At 60.5% G+C, this 24,841-nt stretch carries 23 protein-coding genes; 16 read left to right on the plus strand and 7 right to left on the minus strand.

The genetic code is table 11. From position 1 onward, the window contains the following. The first annotated feature begins 172 nt into the window (after positions 1 to 172). Positions 173 to 1,417 carry a sarcosine oxidase subunit beta family protein gene (locus tag Q1A63_RS13425; protein WP_298972409.1) on the plus strand — a complete coding sequence of 415 codons (1,245 nt, stop codon included), beginning with the start codon at positions 173 to 175 and terminating at the stop codon, positions 1,415 to 1,417. 2 nt (positions 1,418 to 1,419) lie between these two features. On the opposite strand, the gene Q1A63_RS13430 is transcribed toward Q1A63_RS13425, so the two are convergent. Both Q1A63_RS13430 and Q1A63_RS13435 read right to left on the minus strand, forming a co-directional pair. Then, positions 1,420 to 1,560: a hypothetical protein gene (locus Q1A63_RS13430; protein ID WP_298972410.1), complete on the minus strand. Its 141-nt coding sequence runs from the start codon at positions 1,558 to 1,560 to the stop codon at positions 1,420 to 1,422. A 3-nt stretch (positions 1,561 to 1,563) separates the two neighbouring features. Further along, positions 1,564 to 1,764 (minus strand): hypothetical protein, encoded by a 201-nt coding sequence (locus Q1A63_RS13435; RefSeq protein ID WP_298972412.1) that lies wholly within the window; start codon positions 1,762 to 1,764, stop codon positions 1,564 to 1,566. A gap of 143 nt (positions 1,765 to 1,907) precedes the next feature. Here Q1A63_RS13435 and Q1A63_RS13440 point away from each other — a divergent pair, with 143 nt between their 5' ends. The 10 genes from Q1A63_RS13440 (at position 1,908) to rarD (ending at position 10,510) form a co-directional block, all read left to right on the plus strand. Further along, positions 1,908 to 2,090: a hypothetical protein gene (locus Q1A63_RS13440; RefSeq protein ID WP_298972415.1), complete on the plus strand. Its 183-nt coding sequence runs from the start codon at positions 1,908 to 1,910 to the stop codon at positions 2,088 to 2,090. Positions 2,091 to 2,306: 216 nt separating this feature from the next. After that, positions 2,307 to 2,510, plus strand: coding sequence for a hypothetical protein (locus Q1A63_RS13445; protein ID WP_298972418.1), 204 nt, complete (start codon positions 2,307 to 2,309; stop codon positions 2,508 to 2,510). A gap of 90 nt (positions 2,511 to 2,600) precedes the next feature. Further along, entirely contained in the window at positions 2,601 to 2,930 is a 330-nt protein-coding gene (locus Q1A63_RS13450) for a sarcosine oxidase subunit delta (RefSeq protein ID WP_298972419.1), read from the plus strand. A gap of 79 nt (positions 2,931 to 3,009) precedes the next feature. After that, positions 3,010 to 6,024 carry a sarcosine oxidase subunit alpha family protein gene (locus Q1A63_RS13455; protein ID WP_298972421.1) on the plus strand — a complete coding sequence of 1,005 codons (3,015 nt, stop codon included), beginning with the start codon at positions 3,010 to 3,012 and terminating at the stop codon, positions 6,022 to 6,024. Beyond that, a complete protein-coding gene (locus Q1A63_RS13460; protein WP_298972423.1) occupies positions 6,017 to 6,592 on the plus strand; it encodes a sarcosine oxidase subunit gamma family protein in 576 nt (191 codons plus the stop codon). The genes Q1A63_RS13455 and Q1A63_RS13460 overlap by 8 nt, the downstream gene beginning before the upstream one ends. Before the next feature lie 143 nt (positions 6,593 to 6,735). After that, positions 6,736 to 7,146, plus strand: coding sequence for a hypothetical protein (locus Q1A63_RS13465; protein ID WP_298972424.1), 411 nt, complete (start codon positions 6,736 to 6,738; stop codon positions 7,144 to 7,146). A 277-nt stretch (positions 7,147 to 7,423) separates the two neighbouring features. Next, a complete protein-coding gene (locus tag Q1A63_RS13470; RefSeq protein WP_298972425.1) occupies positions 7,424 to 7,834 on the plus strand; it encodes a hypothetical protein in 411 nt (136 codons plus the stop codon). Further along, positions 7,831 to 8,292 (plus strand): hypothetical protein, encoded by a 462-nt coding sequence (locus Q1A63_RS13475; RefSeq protein ID WP_298972426.1) that lies wholly within the window; start codon positions 7,831 to 7,833, stop codon positions 8,290 to 8,292. Before Q1A63_RS13470 ends, Q1A63_RS13475 begins: the two co-directional genes overlap by 4 nt. A gap of 591 nt (positions 8,293 to 8,883) precedes the next feature. Continuing rightward, the gene (locus Q1A63_RS13480; protein WP_298972427.1) at positions 8,884 to 9,483 is read left to right on the plus strand and encodes a superoxide dismutase; all 600 of its coding nucleotides are present in this window, start codon (positions 8,884 to 8,886) and stop codon (positions 9,481 to 9,483) included. Positions 9,484 to 9,589: 106 nt separating this feature from the next. After that, positions 9,590 to 10,510 (plus strand): EamA family transporter RarD, encoded by a 921-nt coding sequence (gene rarD / locus Q1A63_RS13485; RefSeq protein WP_366524356.1) that lies wholly within the window; start codon positions 9,590 to 9,592, stop codon positions 10,508 to 10,510. Here rarD and Q1A63_RS13490 read toward each other — a convergent pair. Next, positions 10,429 to 11,001 (minus strand): TIGR00730 family Rossman fold protein, encoded by a 573-nt coding sequence (locus Q1A63_RS13490; RefSeq protein ID WP_299632034.1) that lies wholly within the window; start codon positions 10,999 to 11,001, stop codon positions 10,429 to 10,431. The two genes, rarD and Q1A63_RS13490, sit on opposite strands and share 82 nt — an antisense overlap. Positions 11,002 to 11,135: 134 nt before the next feature. Between Q1A63_RS13490 and Q1A63_RS13495 the strand changes: the two genes are divergently transcribed. Then, positions 11,136 to 12,626, plus strand: coding sequence for a LysM peptidoglycan-binding domain-containing protein (locus Q1A63_RS13495; RefSeq protein ID WP_299632037.1), 1,491 nt, complete (start codon positions 11,136 to 11,138; stop codon positions 12,624 to 12,626). Between the two features lie 130 nt (positions 12,627 to 12,756). Next, positions 12,757 to 14,598, plus strand: a complete 1,842-nt coding sequence (locus Q1A63_RS13500) for an ABC transporter ATP-binding protein/permease (RefSeq protein ID WP_298972432.1) — start codon at positions 12,757 to 12,759, stop codon at positions 14,596 to 14,598. Positions 14,599 to 14,658: 60 nt separating this feature from the next. On the opposite strand, the gene Q1A63_RS13505 is transcribed toward Q1A63_RS13500, so the two are convergent. The 3 genes from Q1A63_RS13505 to Q1A63_RS13515 all read right to left on the minus strand — a co-directional run bounded on the left by Q1A63_RS13505 (position 14,659) and on the right by Q1A63_RS13515 (position 20,274). Further along, the gene (locus tag Q1A63_RS13505; protein WP_298972434.1) at positions 14,659 to 15,117 is read right to left on the minus strand and encodes a DUF302 domain-containing protein; all 459 of its coding nucleotides are present in this window, start codon (positions 15,115 to 15,117) and stop codon (positions 14,659 to 14,661) included. Between the two features lie 79 nt (positions 15,118 to 15,196). Beyond that, positions 15,197 to 19,009 (minus strand): efflux RND transporter permease subunit, encoded by a 3,813-nt coding sequence (locus Q1A63_RS13510; RefSeq protein ID WP_299632040.1) that lies wholly within the window; start codon positions 19,007 to 19,009, stop codon positions 15,197 to 15,199. After that, complete coding sequence (locus Q1A63_RS13515) at positions 19,006 to 20,274, minus strand: efflux RND transporter periplasmic adaptor subunit (protein ID WP_299632042.1); 1,269 nt, start codon at positions 20,272 to 20,274, stop codon at positions 19,006 to 19,008. The genes Q1A63_RS13510 and Q1A63_RS13515 overlap by 4 nt, the downstream gene beginning before the upstream one ends. A gap of 217 nt (positions 20,275 to 20,491) precedes the next feature. On the opposite strand from Q1A63_RS13515, the gene Q1A63_RS13520 reads away from it, so the two are divergent. From Q1A63_RS13520 to der, 3 genes are all read left to right on the plus strand, one after another. Then, on the plus strand, positions 20,492 to 21,169 hold the full coding sequence (locus tag Q1A63_RS13520) for a hypothetical protein (RefSeq protein ID WP_298972442.1): 678 nt from the start codon (positions 20,492 to 20,494) through the stop codon (positions 21,167 to 21,169). Positions 21,170 to 21,230: 61 nt separating this feature from the next. After that, positions 21,231 to 22,577, plus strand: coding sequence for a PQQ-binding-like beta-propeller repeat protein (locus Q1A63_RS13525; RefSeq protein WP_299632044.1), 1,347 nt, complete (start codon positions 21,231 to 21,233; stop codon positions 22,575 to 22,577). Between the two features lie 51 nt (positions 22,578 to 22,628). Next, complete coding sequence (der, locus tag Q1A63_RS13530) at positions 22,629 to 24,107, plus strand: ribosome biogenesis GTPase Der (protein WP_298972446.1); 1,479 nt, start codon at positions 22,629 to 22,631, stop codon at positions 24,105 to 24,107. Between the two features lie 3 nt (positions 24,108 to 24,110). Here der and Q1A63_RS13535 read toward each other — a convergent pair whose 3' ends face one another. Then, positions 24,111 to 24,827: a hypothetical protein gene (locus tag Q1A63_RS13535; protein WP_298972449.1), complete on the minus strand. Its 717-nt coding sequence runs from the start codon at positions 24,825 to 24,827 to the stop codon at positions 24,111 to 24,113. Positions 24,828 to 24,841 lie beyond the last annotated feature (14 nt).

Raw genomic sequence — 24,841 nt, forward strand, 5'->3', positions numbered from 1 at the left:
AAAGGGACAAATGATCACGGGTGCGCGTGTTGCCGTCAGAATTGCGCGCGGTGTCGCAAACTTGTTAGAAAGCGCCGCGCTCGGTATCCTCTTTTTCGCCAAGTCGCGCAGAACTGATGCAGTCCGGGTGCCTGCGCGAATCCGGTGTCTTTCGTCTTGGGGTGGTCTTGCCATGAAACGTTATTCTGTCTTTGCCGTGGCACGTGAGGCTGCCCGCTATCACACAGGATGGGAACGGGCGTGGCGCAAGGCAGAGCCGAAGAAGAAATACGACGTCATCATCATCGGGGCAGGCGGTCACGGTCTGGCGACGGCTTACTATCTGGGCAAGCGTTTCGGCATCAAGAATGTCGCCATTCTGGAAAAAGGCTGGTTGGGCGGCGGCAATACCGGGCGCAACACCACGATCATTCGCAGCAACTACCTGCAGGATCCGTCGGCGGCGCTCTATGAAAAATCCCGGTCGCTCTATGAGACGATGAGCCAGGATCTCAACTACAACGTGATGTTTTCCCCGCGCGGGGTGATCATGCTGGCGCAGACGCACCATGAGGTGCGGGGGTATCAGCGCACGGCCCATGCCAATGCGTTGCAGGGGGTGAAGACGGAATTCATCAATCCGACACGGGTGAAGGAGCTGGTGCCGATCATCGATATCGACGGGCCACGTTACCCGGTGCTGGGCGGCCTGTGGCAGGCGCGCGGCGGCACCGCGCGGCACGATGCGGTGGCCTGGGGCTATGCGCGGGCCTGTTCGGACATGGGCATGGACGTGATCCAGCAGTGCGAGGTGACCGCCATTCGCCGTGAGGGTGGCAAGGTTGTCGGCGTCGATACCTCAAAGGGGGCGATTGATTGCGGCAAGCTGGGGATCGTCGTGGCGGGCAATTCCGGTCACGTGGCGGGCCTTGCGGGCTTCCGCCTGCCGATTGAATCCGTGGCGCTTCAGGCGCTGGTCAGCGAGCCGATCAAGCCCTGCATGGACGTGGTGGTCATGGCGAACACGGTGCACGGCTACATGAGCCAGTCTGACAAGGGCGAGATGGTCATCGGCGGTGGCACCGACGGCTACAACAACTACACCCAGCGCGGGTCATTCCACCATATCGAGGAAACCGTGCGTGCGCTGGTCGAAACCTTCCCGATGATCAGCCGCCTGAAAATGCTGCGGCAATGGGGCGGGATCGTGGACATCACCGGGGACCGCTCGCCCATTCTGTCGAAGACACCGGTGGAGAACGTCTTCATCAACTGCGGCTGGGGCACGGGCGGGTTCAAGGCAACGCCGGGCTCCGGCTGGGCCATGGCGGAATTGATGGCCAAAGGGCACAGCCCGCTCACGGATGCATTCGGCATGGAGCGGTTCCGCGAAGGGCGCTTCATCGATGAAAGCGTCGCCGCTGGGGTGGCGCACTGATGTCAGGGATCGGAACCGGGGCCACCCCCAATATCGCTTTTGTTGTTGCTCCCATCGGGTTTGCGTCTCAGGCCGCGCAAAACGATCAGCACAACGCAGAATATCATCAGCCCCAGAGCGACCAGATAAAAGGTATCGGTCATCTGCTACCCGTCTTTGTCGTCCGTTTTTTTGCGATCGCCTTCGCCTGCCGCCGATCCGAAGGCGATCAGGCTGCTCACATCGACTTCGCGCCCGCCTCTGGCCGCCTTGCGTGCCGCAATCCCGCGGCGCTCGATGACCAGCATGACAATCGCCACGGCTGCAAGGGCGCCAAAGACCATAACGGCGATCATTTCGTGGCTCATCAGATGCTCCTTAGACGTAGAGATACCGGAATACTAAACCGAAAAATGTGCCCTGGCCATTCCGCGCTGCAGCAAAGGCTATGGAACCTTTTTGCGGCCCGGCTTGTTTCTTCTCCAATCGCAACGCGAAAAGGAGAAAAACAATGTCTGACCAAACACATGGCTCTTCCGGCAATGGCAACACGGGCCTTGCATTCATCGTTGGTATCCTCGTGGCCGTCGTCGCCATTCTGGCGTATTTCATGCTCACCACGGGTGATGCAATCTCGGTCGAAGGCCCCGACACCGTCATCGAAGGCGCCGCCGAAGCTGTTTCCGGCGACTGACGACACCAATAATACCAAAGACAAGGCCGCCGGGGTGATTTCTCATCCGGGCGGCCTTTTGCGGTGTGCCGCTGCGCCACAGCGATCGGCACTTTTCAGCCGTCAGGCGCGTGTCACTCCGGCTTGCCCTCGCCGAAAGACACCGGGGATTCCCGCCGATATTGCGACCCGTGCCCCAGCCGACAGACTGGCCTCCCGTAACAAGGAGACACAACCATGGCTGACTATACGACCCACAACGACGGTGTCAGTGGTAAAGGCATCTTTATCGCGCTTTTGGTTATCGGCGCGTTTGTCTTCCTGCTGGCGGTACTGGGTACCGGCACGGTCCCATCCGATCCTGATGCAGCTGGTGATCCGGCAGCCATCGAGTCCGCACCTGCAGCCCCTGCTGAAACAGCACCGGCTGTCGTCGAATAGCTCCCACTCAATTGTGCGGACCGCCGGAGGCGGGCGTCTTGTGACGCCCGCCTCTTTGCTGTGCCGCGACGAGATTGCCGGAATGCCCTCATGCTAACGCTGACCTGTCCCGTTTGCGGTGTGACCGCAGAAGAAACCGAATTTCATGGCGGTGGCGAAGCCCACCTCAAACGCTTTGGCCCCGGTGCCACGGATGATGATTTAGAGGGATACCTCTTCATGCGCGAAAACCCCCGGGGCGTGCATTTTGAGCGCTGGCGTCATGCCTATGGCTGCGGCAAATGGTTTCACGCAGCGCGCTGCACCACAACCTTGCAGGTCTTCGGCACCTATCCAGCCCAGACCTTTGAGCCGCCAAAAGAGATCTGTGACAAAATCAGCGAGGCCCGCCCGGGCTGGTCTTGGAGGGCGTTCAAATGATCCCGTGCCCCATTTCTTCTGGCCAAAAATATCCCCGCCGGAGGCTCCCCACCCCCACACCGACGCTGAGGTTTGATCAATGAGCACTCGCCTCGCTGCAGGCGGTCGCCTGCTCAACAAAGAAAAAGCGCTGTCTTTCACCTTCAATGGCAAGCAGCTGCGCGGCTTTGAAGGTGATACGCTCGCCTCGGCGCTTCTGGCGAACGATCAGATGTTGATCGGGCGCTCCTTCAAGTATCACCGGCCGCGCGGTGTCGTCGCTTCGGGCGCCGAAGAACCCAACGGTCTGGTGAACCTCGGCGCCGAGGGCAGTTTTGAACCCAACCAGCGTGTCACCACAACGGAGCTGTTTGACGGGTTGACCGCGACCAGTCAGAACCACTGGCCCAGTCTCGAATTCGATGTGGGCGCCATCAACACGCATCTCAGCCGTTTCCTGCCCGCGGGTTTCTACTACAAGATGTTCATCCATCCACGCCCGCTGTGGAAGCATGTCTATGAGCCTTTCATCCGGCAATCCGCAGGGCTGGGCCGGGCACCAAAGGCGCGGGACGCTGACACCTACGAACATTTCTATTTCTTCTGCGATGTGATGGTTATCGGCGGGGGTGTCGCGGGCTTGCAGGCGGCCAAAACCGCAGCCGCGTCAGGTGCAAAGGTTCTTCTGATCGAGCAAACCGCCCATTGGGGCGGGCGTGCGCCGGTCGACGGGGGCACCGTGGATGGCATCCCTGTGGATAACTTTGTGGAACAAACCGTCGCCGAGCTTGAAGCGATGCCAAATGTCACCCTGCGCAAACGGATGATGGGCGCGGGCGTTTATGATCACGGTTACGTTTTGGGATACGAGCAACTGCGTGACTACGCGCCCGAAAAACCCGGTCCACGCCACCGTTTATGGCGAATCCGCGCAGGCCACATCGTGACGGCGACGGGCGCAATCGAGCGGCCACTTTCCTTTGCCGGAAACGACATTCCGGGCGTGATGCTGGCCTCGGCCCTGCGCGACTATGTGGTCAATTACGGGGTCTCGGCCGGGGACCGCACGGTGATCGTCACCAACAACGATGACGCTTACCTTACGGCATTTGCCCTTAATTACGCGGGTCTCAGCGTACCTGTCATCCTGGATGCCCGTGTGCTGGCGGAGGACAGCCCGGCGATGGAGCAGGCCAAGGCCATGGGCATCCGCGTGATGATGGGACACGCGGTCGCAAAGGTAAAAGGCGGCAAGCGCGTGACCGGTGTCGCGGTCTGCAGTCAGGCGGGCGAAGGTGCTGTTTTGGAGGAGATTGCCTGCGATGCCGTGGCCATGTCGGGCGGGTGGTCTCCCGTCGTGCATCTCTGGTCGCATTGCGGTGGCAAACTGTCTTGGGACGACGCTCAGGCGCATTTCAGGCCGGATGTGGACAAAGCGCCGACCGGCGCCGATGGACAGCCCTTTGTGACCACCGCGGGGGCTGCAAGCGGCGCGCTGCACCTGAGCGATGTGCTGGGTGATGGGGATCAAGCGGGCAAACTGGCGGCCGCTGCTTCAGGCTTCAAGGTCAAACAGACGCGGTGCCCGGTGGGCGAGAGCCCGGAAGAGGCCCCGATGATGCCAATTTGGCTGATGCCACAGGGTGCTGGTGTTGAACTGCGCAGCAAATCCTGGCTGGATTATCAGAATGATGTCAAAGTCTCCGACGTCCAGCTCGCCGCGCAAGAGGGCTTTGAAAGTGTCGAACATGCGAAACGCTACACGACATTGGGCATGGCCACGGATCAGGGCAAGTTGAGCAACATCAACGGATTGGCGACGCTGGCCGGTGCGCTGAACACATCGATCCCGCAGGTGGGCACCACCACGTTCCGCCCACCCTACACACCCATTTCGATGGGGGCCATCGGCGGCGAGGCGCGCGGCGATGTGTTCCAGCCCGTGCGCCGCACCCCCATGCATGACTGGCACGATGCCAATGGCGCGGATTGGGAACCGGTTGGGCAATGGCGCCGGCCCTACGCCTATCTGCGCCCGGGCGAGAAGGTGCATGATGCGGTGATGCGTGAGACGAAAAATACGCGCGAAAATCTGGGTCTGCTGGATGCCTCCACGCTGGGCAAGCTGATCGTAAAGGGCCCGGATGCGGGGCGTTTCCTTGACATGCTCTACACCAACATGATGTCGACCCTGAAGCCGGGCAAATGCCGCTACGGGTTGATGTGTTCCGAAAACGGCTTCCTGATCGACGATGGCGTGGTGGCGCGGATCGACGAGGAGACCTTCCTCTGCCACACGACCACGGGCGGCGCCGAACGCATCCACCAGCATATGGAAGAGTGGCTGCAAACCGAATGGTGGGACTGGCAGGTCTATGTGGCCAATGTCACCGAACAATATGTGCAGGTTGCCGTTGTTGGTCCCAATGCGCGCACGGCGCTGGAAAAGCTCGGCGGCATGGACGTGTCCAAGGAGGCGCTCGGTTTCATGGAATGGGCGGATGGCGAATTGGGCGGGTTCAAGGTCCGGGTCTATCGCATCTCCTTCTCTGGCGAGCTGAGCTATGAGATCGCCGTGGATGCAGGCCACGGGCAGGCGTTCTGGGATGCGCTGATGGTTGTCGGGAACGATCTCGGCGTGATGCCCTATGGGACCGAAGCGCTGCACATCCTGCGGGCGGAAAAAGGGTTTATCATGATCGGGGATGAGACCGACGGCACGGTGATCCCGCAGGATCTGGGATTGCACTGGGCAATTTCGAAGAAGAAAGAGGATTTTCTGGGCAAGCGCGCGCAGGAAAGATCGCATATGACGGACCCTACCCGCTGGAAGCTTGTGGGTCTTGAAACCCTATCCGGGGCGGTGCTGCCGGATGGCGCCTATGCGGTTGGCGAGGGCGAAAACGCCAATGGTCAGAAAAACATGATCGGGCGTGTCACCTCCAGCTATTACTCACCAAATCTCGGGAAAGGCATCGCCATGGGACTGGTGCTGCATGGGCCGGACCGGATGGGCGAGGTGATCGAATTCCCCGGAACCGAGGGCGCGACATTCAAGGCGCGCATTGTCGATCCGGTATTCTATGACAAGGAAGGGGAGAAGGGGAATGTCTGAACCGATCACCGCACTTGCCGGCGCCGCGTCTGAGACCGGCATCGCCCGGATTATGGAGCTTTCCCTGCAGGGGATGATAACGCTGCGCGGCGATCTGGCGTCTTCGGCGGTCCAGAAAGCGGCCACGGGCGCGGCGGAGGTAGAGATGCCCGGCACCAATCAGGCCAATTGCGTTGAGGATCGCGGGATCTGCTGGATGAGCCCGGATGAGTTGTTGATCTTATGCCCGTACGACATGGTGGCGGCGAACATCGACAAGATGACCGAGACGCTGGGCAATGCCCACGCTTTGGCGGTCAACGTGTCGGATGCGCGCGCGGCGTTCCGGATCACCGGTACGCAGGCGCGCGAGGTCCTTGCGAAACTCTGCCCCGTGGATCTGTCGCTTGAAAACTTCGCGCCGGGCATGTTTCGACGCACCCGGATGGCACAGGTGCCCGCCGCGTTCTGGATGACGGATGCGGAGAGTTTCCAACTCGTTTGTTTCCGCTCACAGGCGCGTTATGTCTTTGATCTTCTTAGTATTGCCGCCCAGCCCGGGTCAGGCGTTAACGCTTATTTAACCTAACTGTTGACGCCACTTGGCGTCAATGTCATTCTGTCTACAGATTTAATCCGGTGCGCGGATTGTGGCGACGGTTCTGTTGGCGAGCTCTGCAGTGTGATGCAGCAACGGATGCCGCGGACGCGCCCTTTTCAAAGGACGTGTTCGTGTTTCGGTCTCTGTTGTTTTATCTCATCTTGTTTACCCCTTTGCCTGCCGCTGCGGCGCAGGGCGTGCTTTACGACTGCACTATGACGCAGCTTTCGCGGGGCGGCGGCTGGATTTCCGAAAAAATCGGCATTGCACTGCACGAGAACGGGCGGGTCACAGTAAGTGATCGCATCATTCTGCGATCTAGCTCGGTGCCGATTGATGCAGATCGTGTGCGCAAGACCGACCGGAAGCTGGTCGTGAACTGGGTGCTGCGTGACTTCAAGAACAGCGACAGCCAAACGACCTCGCGGTTCAATTTCGATGCCACCATCCGTAAGGATGGCAAAATCACCGTCTACGCGCGCCCGTCCGGTTATCGCAATCGTTTTTCTGGCACTGGCACCTGCACCACACGCAAGCCTTAGACGCCCGCGCCCAGAGCAGATGATGGTCAATTCTTTGCCATATCGCCGTTGGACCGTACGGGCACCCGGGTACCAGGGCGTGCTTGCGGACAGCGTTAACCAAGATTTCGTGCTGCGATGGACCATCCCGTGCGGCACCGATCAGTTCCGCGCCATAACAGTGGGTCGGCTTGTGAGCATGGCTTGGAGGCCTTCCCAATCCCTGCGCAAAGGTTTAACTCACGCTGAAATGGCCGTGCGACCTTTGTGTTATTTTAATGATTAAGGATCGAGAAGAATGAAGAATTTTTGGATGGGCCCCCTGGCTGCAATGTTATGTGCCGTGGCTGGCGCGGTCCCGGCGGCGGAAACAATCTACGGCTGTGAAGCGACGTATGTGTCCAAGCAGGGTTTCGTTGGACCGGAGATCTATTTCTTCCTGGATGAAGAAAAGGGTACTGTGCGCGTTCTGGATGGTGTTGTGCAATCCGTCACAGACGGGCCCATGGCGGGCAAGCTGACCAAGCGATCAAATAGCATCTACCGGGTCAACTGGACGGTCGCCAACATCAAGGGTCGCACAACCGAGCTGACCGTGAACTACACGGGCAATCTATATCTCGAGAAAAACAAATATACCATATCCGCGGTTGTCAGAGGTTACGACAACAAGGTGCGGGGAGAAGGCCGCTGCAAGATCCTCAAATGAGCCTCTCTTCTTCTAAAAAACGCTTGCCGTCGAAGATCCGGGTGGGCGGATGCATTGCATTTGTACTCATGGTGTCGGGCAGCACGGCCGCGGGCGATCAATCCCGCGGCGTGTTTTACGACTGCAATATGCGCGTCACCAAGAGCAACGATTTCTGGGTATCCAACAAGATCGGCATCGTGGTTTTGAACAACGGCAAGGTCGTTGTGTCGGATGGTGTCATCCTGGGCTATGGCCTGAGCACGGTGACGGCAGAGGTTGTGAGCAGCACGGACAACGAATTGCGGCTCAAGTGGCAGGTAGAAGGCGGATTGCGTGAGAAAAACTATATACTGCCCGATGCGCAGTATACCGCCCGGATCAAAAGACCGTCCAACCAGATCACTGTCCGGGGCAAACTGCCCGGATACCGCAAGAATTTCTCAGGCAAGGGGCAGTGCACGCTGCGCCAAGAATAGCCTTTTTCAAACAAACCCAAGAGAGTTTTATGCTTATCCGAACCCTATCTGCCTTTTTCCTTATCATTCTGGGCTCCTCAGCTTTGGCTCAGGGAACACTATACGATTGCGAAATGGAACAAACGCGAAAAGGAGGCGGCTATATACCTGAAAGGATAGAATTTTCCATTCAATCAGGCGGCGTGACGATCAAGGTTTTACGTGGGCGGGCACCTATCATTTTCGGTGCCGCCAAGGTTACACGCTACAATGCGCGTAAAACCGTCATATTTTGGACGGGACATGGGCTTGGGGTTTCGAGTAACAACGTGAGTTTGCCGCGTTTCAAATTCAATGCGACAATCCGAAAGGGTGGCAAGATCACCGTTCATGCAAGCCCATCCGGGTATAGCAACAGGTTTTTCGAGACAGGAACTTGCACGATACGCATCCTATGATCGCGCGAAACGTCGATCACGGGGAACCCGCATGTCAAAGCTAAAGTGCTAAATCGGCATTTCTGGTACTTTTTAGGCTCGTTAACACTTGAACTCGGGGGCGGGTGCGCTTCATGTGCAGTGTACCCAACCGAAATGACAAAGGGGGCCCCAAATGGCTTTTTCACTTCCTGATCTTCCTTATGCCCATGACGCGCTTGCTGGCAAAGGCATGTCAGCGGAGACGCTGGAGTATCATCACGATTTGCACCACAACGCCTATGTGACCAACGGCAACAAGGCCATCGAAGGCACCGAGTGGGAGGGCAAATCCCTCGAAGAGATCATCAAGGGCACCTATGACAGCTCGGCCGTGGCGCAGAACGGCATCTTCAACAACATCAGCCAGCTGTGGAACCACAACCAGTTCTGGGAGATGATGGGCCCGGACGATAGCGCCATGCCGGGGGAGTTGGAAAAGGCGATCACCGAAAGCTTTGGCTCGGTCGACACGTTCAAGGATGACTTCAAGGCCGCGGGCGCGGGCCAGTTCGGCTCGGGCTGGGCGTGGCTGGTCAAGGATACCGATGGCAGCCTCAAGGTCACCAAGACCGAAAATGGCGTGAATCCGGTGTGCTTCGGTCAGACGGCTCTGCTGGGCTGTGACGTGTGGGAGCACTCCTACTACATCGATTTCCGCAACAAACGTCCGGACTACCTGGCAAACTTCCTCGACAATCTGGTCAATTGGGAAAACGTCGCCTCGCGCCTCTGAGGCTCCGCTTTTCTGCGCATTCGAAAGGCCTCGCCACTTGGCGGGGCCTTTTTGCTTGTTGGCGGGTCGTTTTGGCTTCACAACCCTGAGCGAGAGGGGTTCGGCGATGATGAACGAACGGGCAAAGGGTGTGGCGGCAATGATCGGTGCCTGCAGCATCTGGGGCCTGTCCCCGATCTATTACAAGCTGCTGTCCCATGTGCCCGCCCTCGAAGTCCTGTCGCATCGCATGATCTGGTCGCTGGTCATTTTCGCGATGGTGTTGGCCCTGCAGGGGCGCTTGCGCGAAATCGCCCGCTCCATGAACACCATGCGTTCTTTCGGGTTGGTTGTGGTCGCCGCTTTGATGATCGCGGCCAATTGGACCCTGTTCATCTGGTCCGTGCAGACCGGGCAAACCACCCAGACCTCGCTGGGCTATTATATCTACCCGCTGGTGGCCGTGGTGATTGGCCGTCTGATCTTTGGGGAGCAGTTGACGGCGCTGCAGTGGCTGGCCGTTGCCATGGCAACGGTTGCGGTGGCGCTGCTGACCTTCGGGCCCGGGGTTGCGCCGTGGATTGCGCTGACGCTGGCGGCGACCTTCGGCGTCTATGGCCTGATCAAAAAGCAGCTCAACGTGGGCCCGGTGGTTTCCGTGACGGGGGAAGTGCTGCTCTTGACCCCGTTTGCTGTCGTCATTCTGTTGCAAACCTATCACAACGGTGGCGCGGTTTTTGGGGGTGATTTGCAAACAATGGTGTTGCTGGTCTTTGCCGGGCCGATCACCGCGCTGCCGCTGATCCTGTTCAGCTATGCCGCGCGCAGGCTTGCCATGACATCGTTGGGCTTGCTGCAATACATCAACCCGACCCTGCAATTTGCCTGCGCGGTCTTTGTGTTTTCAGAGCCGTTCGGGCTTTGGCATCTCATTGCCTTTTCGCTGATCTGGAGCGCTCTGGCGCTTTATTCCGCCGCGTCCTTGCGGTTGGAAAGCACGCGGCGCAAGGCCGCGCGCGCCGCCGAGGCATCGGGGACCACCGTATAGTATTTGTGCAGGCTCTCATCGGCAAATCCCTGGCGCGTGACATGCAGCAGCAGCGCGATCAGCGGATCCCAGTAGCCATTTGTATTCACGAGCAAAACGGGTTTTTCATGCAGACCCAGCTGGCGCCAGGTCAGGACCTCAAAGAGCTCGTCCAGCGATCCCGCGCCCCCGGCCAGGACCACCACGGCATCGCAGTTCATGAACATGACCTTTTTACGTTCATGCATCGTTTCTGTGATCACGTATGACGTCAGATCCGTCTTGCCGACTTCCCAGTCGACCAGATGCTTTGGAATGACCCCAAAGGTTTCTGCTCCGGCCTGTTGTGCCGAGCGTGCCACCGCCCCCATCAAGCCCACGTCGCCCGCGCCGTAAACCAGCCGCCAGCCTTCCAGGGCAAGGGCCTGACCCATATCTTCTGCGTCCTTGAGATACGCAGGGTCCACCCCGGGGCGGGAGCCACAATAAACGCAGACGGATTTCGGTCTCATATGGTCATCCCTTGCAGGTGTATTTAAAGGAAATGTGACGGTCGGGGTTTTGACCGGTGATAGAGCAGTTGCTATGTAGGCTCAACGCCTGTCGCTCTGCTCGCGATAGGCGTCCTAACAGAAAGACGGGATTTATGCGCGAAGACGAGGCTGTCACCAAATCAGGTGGCACGGGATTGATGATGGCTGGCATTGTGATCGCAGGTGTGATCGCAGCTGGTTTTCTCATCGGTTTTCGCAGTGATACCGGCCCCAGCGAGGAAGATCTGGCGGCGGTCGTGGCACCGGGCGCTTCGGTGCCTGCCACCCCTGAGGCCGAAACAGCGCCCACCTCCGCTGAGGACGCCCCAGCCGGTGACAGCGTAGAAGGCGCGGCCGTGGGACAGGCGGAAACGCCGGAGGTGTCCACCGAAAGCGCCGCCAGCGCGCAAGCGCCCAGCATCGACGAGGTGCGTCTGGAGGATGACGGGCTGACGGTCATTGCAGGCAACGCGGCCCCCGGGGCTACGGTTTCTGTATTGGTGGATGGCGTCGAGGTTGCCACCACCGTGGCGGATGGCCGGGGTGATTTCGCCGCTGTCGCCGTGGTGGAGCCAAGTGATGCCGCACGGGTATTAACGCTCAAAGCGGAGAGCGAAGAGGCGACCATCGCCTCGGTCGAGGACGTCATTCTGGCGCCTGTCGCGAAACCAGCGGAGACAGCGCAAGCCTCTGCGGCTCCAACAGGTGACGCAGGATCAACGGAGGCGGAAGCGATCCCACCGACATCCGCGGAAATCGCTTCGGGCGCTGAGGCCGCGCCGCAATCGGATACGGCGGATGTGGTCGCACGCGCAGACCCTCCATCAGAAGCAACCCCGGCGGATCAGCCCGCGCCGCAAGGATTAGCGTCGGGGCCCCCAGAGACGGATGCCCTGGCGGTGCAAGAACCAAACGACGATGTCGCAACCCTGGTCACACCAGAAGACACGGTGGTTGAGCCAAGTGTGGATGATGCCCCTGCATCACCGCCGGAGACCACCTCCGAGACGCCCGCCACACCTGAAGCGACAGCGCAGGCTGAACCGACAACCGACCCAGAAACAACCACACAATCCGTGACCGTTCTGAAATCCACCGCGGAAGGCGTGGAATTGCTGCAGCCGGATACCCGCCCCGCGCCGAATGTGGCGATCGATACCATCGGATACTCCGATACCGGTGATGTGCAATTGGCCGGGCGTGCCGTTCCGGGCACATTCGAGGTGCGGGTGTACCTCAACAACCGATTTGTTGCCTCGATACCGGTGGATGCGGATGGCAGCTGGCGCGGGACAATCGCCGATGTGGCCGCAGGCGTGTACAGCTTGCGCGTTGATGAAATGAACACCGCAAGCGTTGTGACCAGTCGGATCGAGACGCCCTTTAAACGCGAAGCGCCGGCGGTGCTGGCCGAGGCCACCGAAGGCCAGGATGGCCCGGTCACCGCTGTCACCGTCCAGACCGGCGATACGCTCTGGGCGATTGCGCGGGATCGTTATGGCGAAGGCTTGCTCTATGTGCGCGTCTTTGAAGCAAACATCGCGGCCATTCGCGATCCGGACCTGATTTATCCGGGACAGGTGTTCGACCTCCCTGTGGAATAGGTTTTTGGGCCCAAGGGCTGGTCCTTTCAGATCGCGCAACGGGCTGATCCACAGCAATTTATCCGCCCCAAGACTGGCAAAGGGCCGGGGAGTGAATTAGGTAGCACTCTGAACGCAAGCAGGACCTTTCATGCCAGCCGATACCACTGCTCCCACCGGCGCTGACGCGGCGCAGGGCTCAAAACAGACCGAAATCAAAGAGCGCCAATCAGGTTTGCGCACCATTCGCAAGGTCGCGCCCTATCTTTGGCCCGCGGATCCGGCGTGGGTGCGGCACAAGGTGATCGGGGCCATGGCGCTGCTGATTTTCTCAAAGATGATCTCCGTTGCCACACCGTTTTTCTACAAAGGGGCGGTGGATGCGCTGGCCGAGGAAGGCGTGCCGATGCTGGCGCTCGGCGCCATTGGGCTGACGGTTGCCTATGGCGTGGCGCGCCTGATGACGGTTGGGTTTCAACAGCTACGCGATGCGGTTTTTGCACGTGTCGGCCAACGCGCGCTGCGCATGCTGGCGCTGGAGACCTTTGAGCATATTCACCGGCTGTCGATGCGCTATCACATCACACGCAAGACCGGCGGGTTGAGCCGGATCATCGAGCGGGGCGTTAAAGGCGTCGATTTCCTGCTGCGGTTTTTGCTGTTTTCCATCGGGCCGTTGATGCTGGAACTGGTGATGGTCGGCATCATCCTCGCGGTGGTTTTCGATTTTTACTATCTGCTGGTCGTCGCGGGCACCATTGCTCTCTATGTCTGGTTCACTTTTGCCGTGACCGAATGGCGGGTGAAGCTGCGACGGGAAATGAACGATCAGGACACGGATGCGAACCAGAAGGCCATCGACAGCCTGCTGAACTATGAAACCGTCAAGTATTTCGGCGCGGAAAGCCGCGAGGCACGGCGCTATGACGCCGCGATGGAAGGCTATGAGGCGGCGGCGATCAAGACCAGCTATAGCCTGGCGTTTCTCAATTTCGGGCAATCCCTGCTGATCACGGCAGGCCTGATCGGGGTGATGATCATGGCCGCCATCGGGGTCCAGAACGGAACGCTGACCGTCGGCGATTTCGTCATGGTCAACGCCTATATGGTGCAGATCACCGTGCCGTTGAATTTCCTTGGGACCGTCTACCGCGAAATCCGTCAGGCGCTGGTGGATATGGGCGAGATGTTCGATCTGCTGGAGCAGCCCGCCGAAGTTGTCGACAAGCCGGACGCCAAGACCCTGAACGTTACCGGCGGACGTGTGGAGCTGGATCAGGTGCGCTTTGGCTATGACGCGGAACGCGCCATTCTGAAGGGCGTATCCATCGCGGCGGAACCAGGTGAGATGGTGGCCATTGTCGGCTCCACCGGGTCAGGCAAATCGACGATCGGGCGCCTGCTGTTCCGGTTTTATGATGTGGGCGACGGGGCGCTGCGGATTGATGGCCAGGACGTGCGCGACGTGACGCAAGACAGCCTGCATGCCGCCATCGGTGTGGTGCCACAGGACACGGTGCTCTTTAACGACACCATTCGCTACAACATTGCCTATGGTCGGGATGGTGCAACCCAGGAAGAGATCGAAGCCGCCGCCCAGGCCGCGCAGATCCATGATTTCATCGTGCAACTGCCGGACGGCTATGACACCGCCGTGGGTGAGCGTGGGTTGAAGCTTTCAGGGGGTGAAAAGCAGCGCGTGGGCATCGCCCGTACGTTGTTGAAAGACCCACCGATCCTGCTGCTGGACGAGGCGACATCCGCGCTGGATTCCGAGACCGAACAGGAAATCAAAGAAGCCTTGATGCAGGCAGGGCGCGGGCGCACCGTGCTGACCATCGCCCACCGTCTGTCGACCATTGCAGAAGCCGACAGGATCATTGTGCTGGAACAGGGTGAAGTTGTCGAACAGGGGACGCATGAAGATCTGCTGGCGCAAGAGGGCCGCTATGCGCAGCTCTGGCATCGCCAGCAATCGGACGAAGCGGCTTAGCCTTTGAAATCTGAAGCCGCGCTCGCGGATCGTCCGCCGCGCGGCCTCAGGGATGGATGATTATTCAGCCGCGGTGGCTTTGGACGTCAGCTTGTTGAGCGCGCCTGTCATGGTCTGCAGGAAGGGCGCCTCGGCATCAATGCCATGCGCTTCGGCCATGGCAGCAGGGGCGTGATAGACCACCACCGTTTCACCCGCTTCGTTTTCATAGGCCAGCACTCTGAGCGGCAGGTCCAGACCGGAGGTCTGTGCGGCCTGCATGGCCGGGGTTCCGATCTTGGGGTTGCCGAAAATCAAGAGCTGCGTGGGGCGCAATTCGGCGTCGACCTTGGCAGCACCTGCGGCATGATCCACACGTGCGAACACCATGGCACCGGCCCCTTCGACGGCTTGTTCCAACCGGTCAATGGTGTCGGATACCGAATGGGGGCTAGTGATCTTGATCATGTCGTCTGCCAGTGCTGATGTGGTGAAAAGGGCCGTGCCGAGGGCAAGGCTGAGAGTTAGGGACCGTATCATGGTGCGCTCCTGCTGCGATTAATGCGACGACCCTAGCAAACTGGTTTCGGGAGTCCCATCACAAGCCTGTGTCCGCATGTCACTCGGCAGCTTTGAGCGCGCTCTCGACGTTTGGCTGGTCTGCGGTGGCGGGCAGGTCTTCCCACAGGATCTCGCCGGACACAATGCGGTGTGCGTCCTTTTGCAAGGCCCAGTCGCGCGCGGCGCGCGAGGCGCGTCCCATCGACATCTTGGCCAGCAGCGTCGCGATCCAGTGCACATAGGTGGAGGCCCAGACCCGGATGGCCAGCATCGATGGCGTCACCATCAGCGTCAGCACAGTGGCGATGCCCAGACCAAAGACCACCGCGGTGGCCAGCTGTTTCCACCAGAGGGCCGTGGGGCTGTTGAAGGTATAGCCACCCTCGGCAAAGTTCAGGCTGAGGCCAATCATCATGGGCGCCAACCCGGCCATGGTGGTAATCGTGGTCAGCAGGACGGGCCGGATACGCGCCTGCGCGGTGCGGATGATCGCCTCGATCCGCGGCATGTACTGGCTATATTCCTGATAGGTGTCGATCAGGATGATATTGTTGTTCACCACAATGCCGGCGAGCGCGACGATCCCCGTGCCGGTCATGATGATCGAGAAGGTCTGATCCATTACCAGCATCCCGATCAGCACACCGGTGGTGGATAGCACCACCGCCAGCAGTACCAGAATGGCATTGTAGAAGCTGTTGAACTGCGCCAGCAGGATGATGAACATCAGGCCCAGAGCAGCGGCAAAGGCCGATGACAGGAAGGCTTGGCTCTCTTCTTGCTCTTCCTGATCGCCGGTCCATTCAAATTCGATACCCGCGGGCAAGGGGTTGGTGTCCAGCCATTCTGTCAGGACGCCAATGCGTTCGTTGGAATTGACCGGGATCAGGCGCAGCGCCCCCGCAGTGACACCCGCCTGCAGGTCCCGCGTGCCATCATCCATCCGGTTGGTGATCTTGTAAGCGGTCTGATCCGCCGTGATCAGATCGGCATCCGCCCCAGCGGGACGCAACATCGCGAGCGTCTCCTGAACATCCACACCCTCTTCGCGGCGGGTCTCGACCACTTTCATCAGGCCCGGGGCCACGTCGGCCTTCACGTCGAAATAACGTTTCTGGTTGACGCGGTTGATCTCCGCCAGTTTTGGCACAGGCGTACGGGTGATGAAATTCGACAGCGGGATCAGCCCGTCTGCGGTCCGCACTTTCAACGTGTCCAGTGTTGAGAGCACGCGGTCGCTTTCCGGCAGGCGCACGCGGATGTCGATTTCCTCGTCCGAGGTATCCACCCGCATCGTGTCCAGCATCAGACCACGGGTGACGAGTTGCACCATCGCGCCAACGGTCGCCACATCGGCGCCATAGCGCCCGGCTTTTTCAACATCGACGTCGATCTGCCAGTCGATGCCGGGCAGGGGGCGTGTATCTTCGATGAGCGTGAGGCCCGGGGTCCGGTTGAATTCGGCACGTGCGGTTGCTGCGGCTTCGGTGAGGTCGACAAAGCTGTCGCCCTTGAGGCGCAGGTGCACGGGTTTGCCGGAGGCCGGGCCGTCGGCTACCTCCAGCACCTCGATATTGACGCCCGGCAAGGCGGTCAGCTGTTCCGTCAGTTCAGCAATGACGATGTTGCCATCAAGCTCCGGCCTGTCTGCGCGGTCCTCCCAGGGGATCGTCTCGAATTGAACCTGACCGATTAGGTCCTTGGGCCGCGACCCGCCGGAGGTATCGGTGTTTAGTCCGCCTTCACCGGCGAAAGAAAAGGCGTTGCTGATGCCCGGATGCGCCAGCACGATGTCCTCGGCTTGCCGGACCAGTACGTCCTTCTCCTCCAGAGAAAGATTGCCGCGGGCCAGTACGTAGACGATCCCCTGTTCGGGTTCGGATTCAACGAAGAATTCAACACCGTTGTTGTTGTTGGAAAAGAACATCAGGATGCTACCGACAAAGATGAAGACGGTACCAGCCACCACCAATGGCATGACCGGATTGCCCGCAATTGCCGCGATCACATGGCCAAATCCGGAGCGCTGGTAACCCGCATTGATCTTGTCGGGCTCTGGGCGAAAGAACCTGCTGACCAGCCAGCGGCCAAACCGGCCAAGGCGTGTGAGCAGCGCGAAGGTCGACACCAGCGCCAACATGAAGCCGCCCAGAGCAACAAAGAGGCAGGCGGTCGCCGCGAGAACAAGGAGGAAGACAATGAGCAGCGTCGGGATCACCGAGGAGAGGATTTCGAGGCTGTTCATCGCCGCGAATTGCGCCTCGATCACCCCGAAAATCGGACCCATCAGGCCTGAGATGGCCATCATCACAACGGCAATCGGGAAGAGTGCCAGATGCAGGTACCAGCGCAGCCCGGCAATCGCCGTCATATAGTCAGACATCCAGCGTTCCAGGCGGCCCGTGACCCCGCCCATCACGGGCAGGTAGATCAGCGCCACCACCAGCGAGGCCGATAGGACGAAGATCAGGGTGACCGGCAGCATGCCCATGAATTCTCCCGGCACACCGGGCCAGAAGAGCATCGGCAGAAACGCGCAGAGCGTCGTCGCGGTGGAGGAGATGATCGGCCAGAACATGCGTTTGGCGGCATCCACATAGGCCTGCATCGGGCCCACGCCCTCCTGCTGGCGTTTATCGGCGTATTCCACCACAACGATGGCGCCATCGACCAGCATCCCCACCGCGAGGATCAGACCGAACATGACGATGTTGGAGACGGAGATGCCCATCAGGGCAAGAAAGGCAAAGCAGAGCAGGAAGGACGTCGGGATCGCAAAACCGACCAGCAACGCGGCGCGAATGCCCAGGGCGGCCAGCACCACGATCATCACCAGCGCAATCGCAGTGAAGACCGAACCCAGAAGCTGCTGCACCATGCCGTTGACGATGCGGGACTGGTCGTTGGAGGTGCCGACCTCAACCGCGGCCTGCAACCCTTCGGGCCAGGTCTGCGACTTGGCGTCTACCAGTTCCTTCACGATGGCGGCGGTGTCGATCAGGTTGAACCCCTTGCGCTTCACCACCTGCAGGGCCACCGAGTTTTCACCGTTAAAGCGCGCAGTCCCGGTGCGGTCCTCGAAGGTCGGGTTGATTTCCGCCAGATCGCCGAGGGTGACGACGCGGTCGCCGTTTGTCTTGACCGGCAGGTCGTAGACATCGCGCGGCTCGTCGAAGGACGACGGGATTTTCACCGCGAATGAGCCCTGCGCGGTGTCAACCTCGCCCGCCGCGATCAACTGGTTGTTGTTGCGTACCGTATCGATCAATTCGCCCGCGGTGACGTTATAGGCCTCCAGACGCAGCGGATCGATCAGCACTTCGAGCATCTCATCCCGACTGCCGGCGATCCCGGCCTCCAGCACCGCATCCATCGATTCCAGATCGTCCTGCAGATCCTTGGCCACGCGGATCATCGTACGCTCCGGCACCGGACCGGTGAGGTTCACGATGATGATCGGGAATTCGGAGAAGTTGATCTCGTTTATGGTATATTGCTCGGCGCCATCGGGGAAATCGGCTTCTGCCTTGCCCATGGCATCGCGCACATCCGCCAGAACCTTGGTTTTGTCCCAGCCGAACTCGAACTCCAGTGCCACGCCTGCATAGTTTTCCGCGGCCGTGGACGACATGTCTTTCAGCCCGTCCAGATCGACCAGCTCGGTCTCCATCGGCTTGACCAGCAGCGTTTCGCTGTCGGCAGCAGAGATGCCGGGGAAGGGGACAGAGACAAAGAGAGCAGGGATCTCGATGTCCGGTTCGCCCTCTTTCGGCAGCGTGGAATAGGCATAGGCGCCGACGACAAGCGACAGCAGGATAAAGGCCAGCACCATCCGCGCGCGGCTGGCGGCCCAATCGACGATGCCGGTCATTGGCTCAGCTCCCGGTAGGTGGGCGCGACCTGCACCCCGGCAATCACAAATTCCTGACCCAGCACGATGACATCAGCGGTGTCCTTGAGCCCGGTCAGCCAGACGCCTTCGGTTGTGTCGCGCATCAGCGCGACGGGGTGAAATTCGACGATGGCGCCATCGTCGATGGTGCGCACACCCAATGTGCCGTCGTCATTCAGCGTAAGGGCGGACTGCGGTAACAGATGCGCGGTGGCCCCCTCTGCGGAGATCATGATTTCAGCGGTCTGCCCGTCGCGGATTTTGTTGTCGCCGTTTGGCACCGCGATCTCCACGCGGAAGGTGCGCGTCATTTCGTCAGCGGAGCTGGACAGGAAGGTCACCTGGCCGCGGACTTCATTGCTGCGTGCTTCCGGCCCGCCGGTCAGAGCGCCGCTGCCGGATACAAGGCGCGCCGATGCCGTAGCGCCCAGCGTGACGCGCGCCACTTCGGTTTCAGGCACAAAACCGACCAGTTTGATCGGGTCCAGCTGAATGATTGTGGCGCAGAGCGAACCGGACTGAAGCAAGGTCCCCAACTCCGCCGTGTCGCTTTCCAGCAAGCCGCCAAAGGGCGCGGTGAGGGTCAGCCGTTCAATCTCTTTCTCGGCCAGGGCAACACTGGCCTGCGCGCTTTGAATGCCGGATTGCGCTGCCTGAAGCCCCGCGCGCGCGCTTTGCACACCGGCCTCTGCGGTTGCAACGGCGGCTTGCGAATTGGCCACGCGGGTGGTGGAGGCAAAGCCGCCTTCGCTGAGCTTTGTCGAGGCGTTCTGATTGATCAAAGCCTCATCCAACTGGGCAAGCGCCTCATCCAGCCGCGCCTGTGATTCCGGCACGCGGGAGCGCGCCTCGCTCAGTTCGGCCCGGGCCTGCGCCAATGCGGTGCCCCGGGTGCCTTCATCCAAGCGGCAGAGCATCTGGCCCGCCTCAACACGCGTGCCTTTGCGCAGCGGTTCTGAAACGACGGTTGCGGCGGTTTCCGCGCGGACTTCAACGGTGCGCGCGGCTTCGGTCTGTCCGCGCAGGACAACCGCCGTGTCGATCTGCCGCGCAACGGATCGCTGCACCACGACCTTCACCAGCGACGCACCTGCCGCCTCCGCGTCGGTCTGCTCTTCTGATTCTGTCGCTTCTTCTGCGGCGGGATCACCACCAAACAGTGCGAAAAGCCGTGGTCGATCCAAAATGAACATTGCCAAAGCTGCTGATACCACGAGGGCAGCAAGGATTGAAAAAAGTCGCATGTCGTTTGCCTCGCACTGGACTGTCAACGCCACCCACGGTCGAAACTTGCCGTCATATGGCGCACGCTCTGTAGGACAGATACGCTAAACTGACCAGTTCAGATTAGAGATTTCTTTGTCCGGGTGCAATGCTCTGCTGGCGCGCGGCCCAACGCGGGTCTTGGCTTGCTGGAATGGGCAGGTTAAGAGGGGCGCAAATGCAAATAAGCAGGTCCCCATGAGCGACACCGACAGTTTCATCGATGAAGTCACCGAAGAGGTCCGCCGCGACAGGCTTTATGGCATGTTGCGCAAATATGGCTGGATCGGTGGTCTGGTGGTTTTGCTGATCGTGGGCGGCGCTGCCTGGTCGGAATACCAAAAGGCGCAGGCGCGTGCACAGGCCGAAGCGCTCGGCGATGGCATGCTGGCCGCCCTGACCGAAGAAACCCCCGACGCGCGGGTCTCCGCGCTGGAAGAGCTTTCGGCTGAAAACCCCACCGCAGGCGCGCTGGTGGCGATGCTGGCCGCCTCCGAGGCGCAACAGGGCGACAATCTGGCCACGGCGGTTGCCGAGCTCGATGCCATCGCGGTGAACGGGGATGTGCCGGTGATCTACCGTCAGATTGCGAGCTTCAAGGCATTGACGCTGCAGGCCGAGACGCTGGATGCGGCGACGCGTCGGCAGGGGTTTGAGGCGCTGGCGACCGCAGGATCGCCATTGCGCCTGCTGGCCAGCGAGCAACTGGCCCTGATCGATGTGGCCGAAGGCGAAACCGAGGCGGCCATTGAGCGGTATCAAAACATTCTGCAGGACGCTGCTGTGACCTCGGACTTGCAACAACGCGCCTTACAGGTGATTGTGGCGCTGGGAGGCACCCCGGATCTGGAAAACGTGCCCACAACGGGAAACTAACCCGCGGGGCAATGTGGTTTTGAGGTTTGGGCGGTACAAAGGGCGAAGCGAGCAGGGCATGATGCAAATTCACAAAAGACCTGTGCGGGGGATATTCCCCTTCGCTGCAGTGATCGCGGCGCTGCTGGTATCGGCGTGTTCGGAACCTGACATCATTCTGCCCGGCAAGCGGGAGAGCGTACAATCCATCCTGCAGGGCGAAGAAGCATTGCCCGCCGCGGTGGCGTCCACCGACGAGGCGCGCCCGATTTCCCTGCCTGCACAGCAATCGAATGCCGATTGGACGCAAAGCATGGGCTCGCCCGCGACACGGGTCAGCCACGCGGCGTTCGGCACTGCGACCCAGCAAATCTGGTCGGCCAATATCGGCGATGGTGACAGCCGTCGCCAGCGGATCACGGCAGATCCGGTTGTCGCAGGCGGCGTGGTCTACACGCTCGATTCCGATGCTTTGGTCACGGCGACCTCGACGGCGGGTCAGCGTGTCTGGCAACAGGATGTGAGACCGCCGCGCGACGGATCCGGTACCGCCACGGGGGGCGGGTTGGCCTTTGCAAACGGGACGCTTTTTGTCTCGCTGGGATACGGGTCTTTGGTGGCACTTGATGCGGCCACGGGCGCCGAAAAATGGCGCCAGCGTCTTGAAGGGACCGGTTCCGGCAGCCCAACGGTCTTTGGCGATCTTGTCTATCTCACCTCCGGGGACGACACGGGTTGGGCGTTGCGCGCAGAAGACGGGCGGATCGAATGGCAGCTGTCGGCCTCTGAAGATATCAACAATGTCCTGGGCGCGCCTGCGCCTGCTGTGGCCGATGATCTGGCGGTTTTTGCTTTTGGATCAGGTGAGATTCAGGCGGTCTTTAGACGCGGTGGCCTGCGGCGCTGGGATGCCTCGGCTCTGGGTAAACGCGCCGCCCGCGCCCTGGGGGCCGTTGGCGATGTGACCGGCGCGCCGGTGATTTCCGGCAGCACCGTCTATATTGGTAACCAGGCCGGGCGCATCGTGGCGCTGAATTTCCAATCCGGCGCTCGGTTGTGGACGGCGCGCGAGGGCACCGTTGGGCCGGTTCTACCCGTCGGTGACAGCGTCTTTGCCATGTCTGAACTGGGGGAGTTGCTGCGGTTGAGCGCATCTGACGGCGCGCGGATCTGGGGCACACAGCTGCCGAATTTCGTGAAAGACCGCCCGCGTCGGCGCTCCGAAGTCTTTGCGCATCACGGGCCGATCCTGGCGGGCGGGCGTCTCTATATCGCCTCCAACGATGGGCTGCTGCGCAGCTTTGATCCGGCCTCCGGCGCGCTTCTGGGCACGGTGGAAATCCCCGGTGGGGCGACCACAGCGCCGGTCGTGGCCGGTGGCGTGCTTTACGTTGTCTCCACGAAAGGGCAATTGCACGCTTTCCGTTGACGCCCATGTAGGGTAAAGCGCGCCTTTAATCCGGATGTCGGAGCCTGTGACATGTCCTTTACACTTGCCATTGTGGGGCGCCCGAATGTGGGAAAATCCACGCTGTTCAACCGGTTGGTGGGCAAACGTCTGGCGCTGGTCGACGATCAGCCGGGGGTGACGCGTGATTTGCGCGAAGGGGCGGCGCGTCTGGCGGATCTGCGGTTCACCGTGATCGATACCGCAGGTCTCGAAGAGGTCACCGACGACAGCCTGCAGGGCCGGATGCGGCGTCTGACCGAACGCGCCGTGGATATGGCTGACATTTGCCTTTTCATGATCGACGCGCGTGTTGGCATTACACCGTCCGATCTGGTCTTTGCCGACATCCTGCGTAAACGCGCCGCCCATGTAATTTTGGCCGCCAACAAGGCCGAAGGATCGGCGGCGGATGCGGGCGTGATTGAGGCCTATTCGCTGGGGCTGGGCGAACCCATCCGGCTCTCCGCCGAGCATGGCGAAGGGCTGAACGACCTCTACACACATCTGATGCCGCTGGCTGACCAGTTTGCAGAACGGGCCGCCGAAGATGCGCCGGAGACGGATGTAACGCTGGATGAGGATGACGGCGACATGGACGCCGCAATCTCCATGCCGACAAAGGCCAAACCTTTGCAGGTGGCCGTTGTGGGGCGCCCGAACGCGGGTAAATCCACGCTGATCAACCAGATCCTTGGCGAAGACCGCCTTTTGACCGGACCGGAGGCGGGGATCACCCGTGATGCGATCTCCCTGCGCACCGAATGGGCGGGGCCTGATGGCGATCCGGTTCCAATGCGGATTTTCGACACGGCGGGCATGCGCAAGAAGGCCAAGGTTCAGGAGAAGCTGGAGAAGCTTTCCGTTGGCGACGGGCTGCGTGCGGTGAAGTTTGCCGAAGTGGTGGTTGTGCTGCTGGATGCGGCGATCCCCTTTGAACAGCAGGACCTGCGCATCGCCGATCTGGCGGAGCGAGAAGGTCGCGCGGTGGTGGTCGCGGTGAACAAATGGGACATTGAAGAGGACCGTCAGGGCAAGCTCAAGGAGCTGAAAGAAAGCTTCGAGCGCTTGCTGCCGCAATTGCGGGGCGCGCCGCTGATCACGGTTTCTGCGAAAACCGGGCGCGGGCTGGACCGTTTGCAGGCTGCGATCATGCGCGCCTATGATGTCTGGAACCGGCGCGTGCCCACAGCCCACCTGAACCGCTGGCTTGCCGGTATGGTTGAGGCACATCCGCCCCCCGCACCACAGGGCAAACGGATCAAGCTGCGCTATATGACCCAGGCCAAGACCCGACCGCCGGGGTTTGTGGTCATGTGTTCGCACCCTGATAAAGTGCCTGAGAGCTACAGCCGCTATCTAGTCAATGGGTTGCGACTGGATTTTGACATGCCGGGCGCGCCGATCCGGCTGTGGATGCGCGGTCAGAACGAGGCCAACCCCTACAAGGGGCGCAAGAAGGCCGCACCGTCCAAGCTGCGCAAGCATACCGATGGGCGGCGCAGGGACTGATTTTCAGGCGCTGAATTCGGCGCGTGCCGCGCGCCAGGTTGGCACTAGAAGCGCTCCGGCACCGCCACCTGCCAGCGCTGCAACCGTCGCATCGCCGGACATATTGTGGACGACGATGGCCACCAGAGCCCAGATCGCAGCCAACCCATAGGTAGGTGCACGTCTGAGGGTGGATTGGATGGCAGAAGCAAGCACAAGCGCGAAAAAGACAAACACCAGCGCGGCCGTCCCGGCGTCCAGCCAGCCATACCCGGCGGTGATCAGGCCCAGTGAAACCGAACTGGCCGCACTGAGCCATCCGGCGTAGAGGCCGACGGGCAGGGCCGCCCACCACTTGTCTCCGGTCGGCGCGCGGTAGAGGGCAATGAGTGCGCTCAATAGCATTGCCCAAATCAAAACGGACGCCCAGACCGGGCTTTGTATTGCGACCGCGAGCCAGAACGTACCGATGGCCAGTGAAATGCATAAGGGGTTGCGCATGGCGTGCCATTCAGGATCGTCCACGCGCCGCAGCAGGCCGTATCCCATGCCAGCGATCAGCCAAAGGTAGATAATCCCCCAAATGGCAAAGGCATATCCAGCCGGTTGCACCGGTGGATCGTTTTGCGGAACCGGAAATTGATCCGGCGCAAAGCCGTCGAAATCGGCGACCAAAATGGGCGATGCAGCAAAGGACAAGGCCAGCAGCAATGCCACGAGGGCCACAGGTTTTGGTGTCATATCGCCTCTTCCTT

Origin of the sequence: uncultured Roseobacter sp., assembly GCF_947499265.1 — a bacterium.
In the GTDB taxonomy this organism is placed as follows: domain Bacteria; phylum Pseudomonadota; class Alphaproteobacteria; order Rhodobacterales; family Rhodobacteraceae; genus Roseobacter.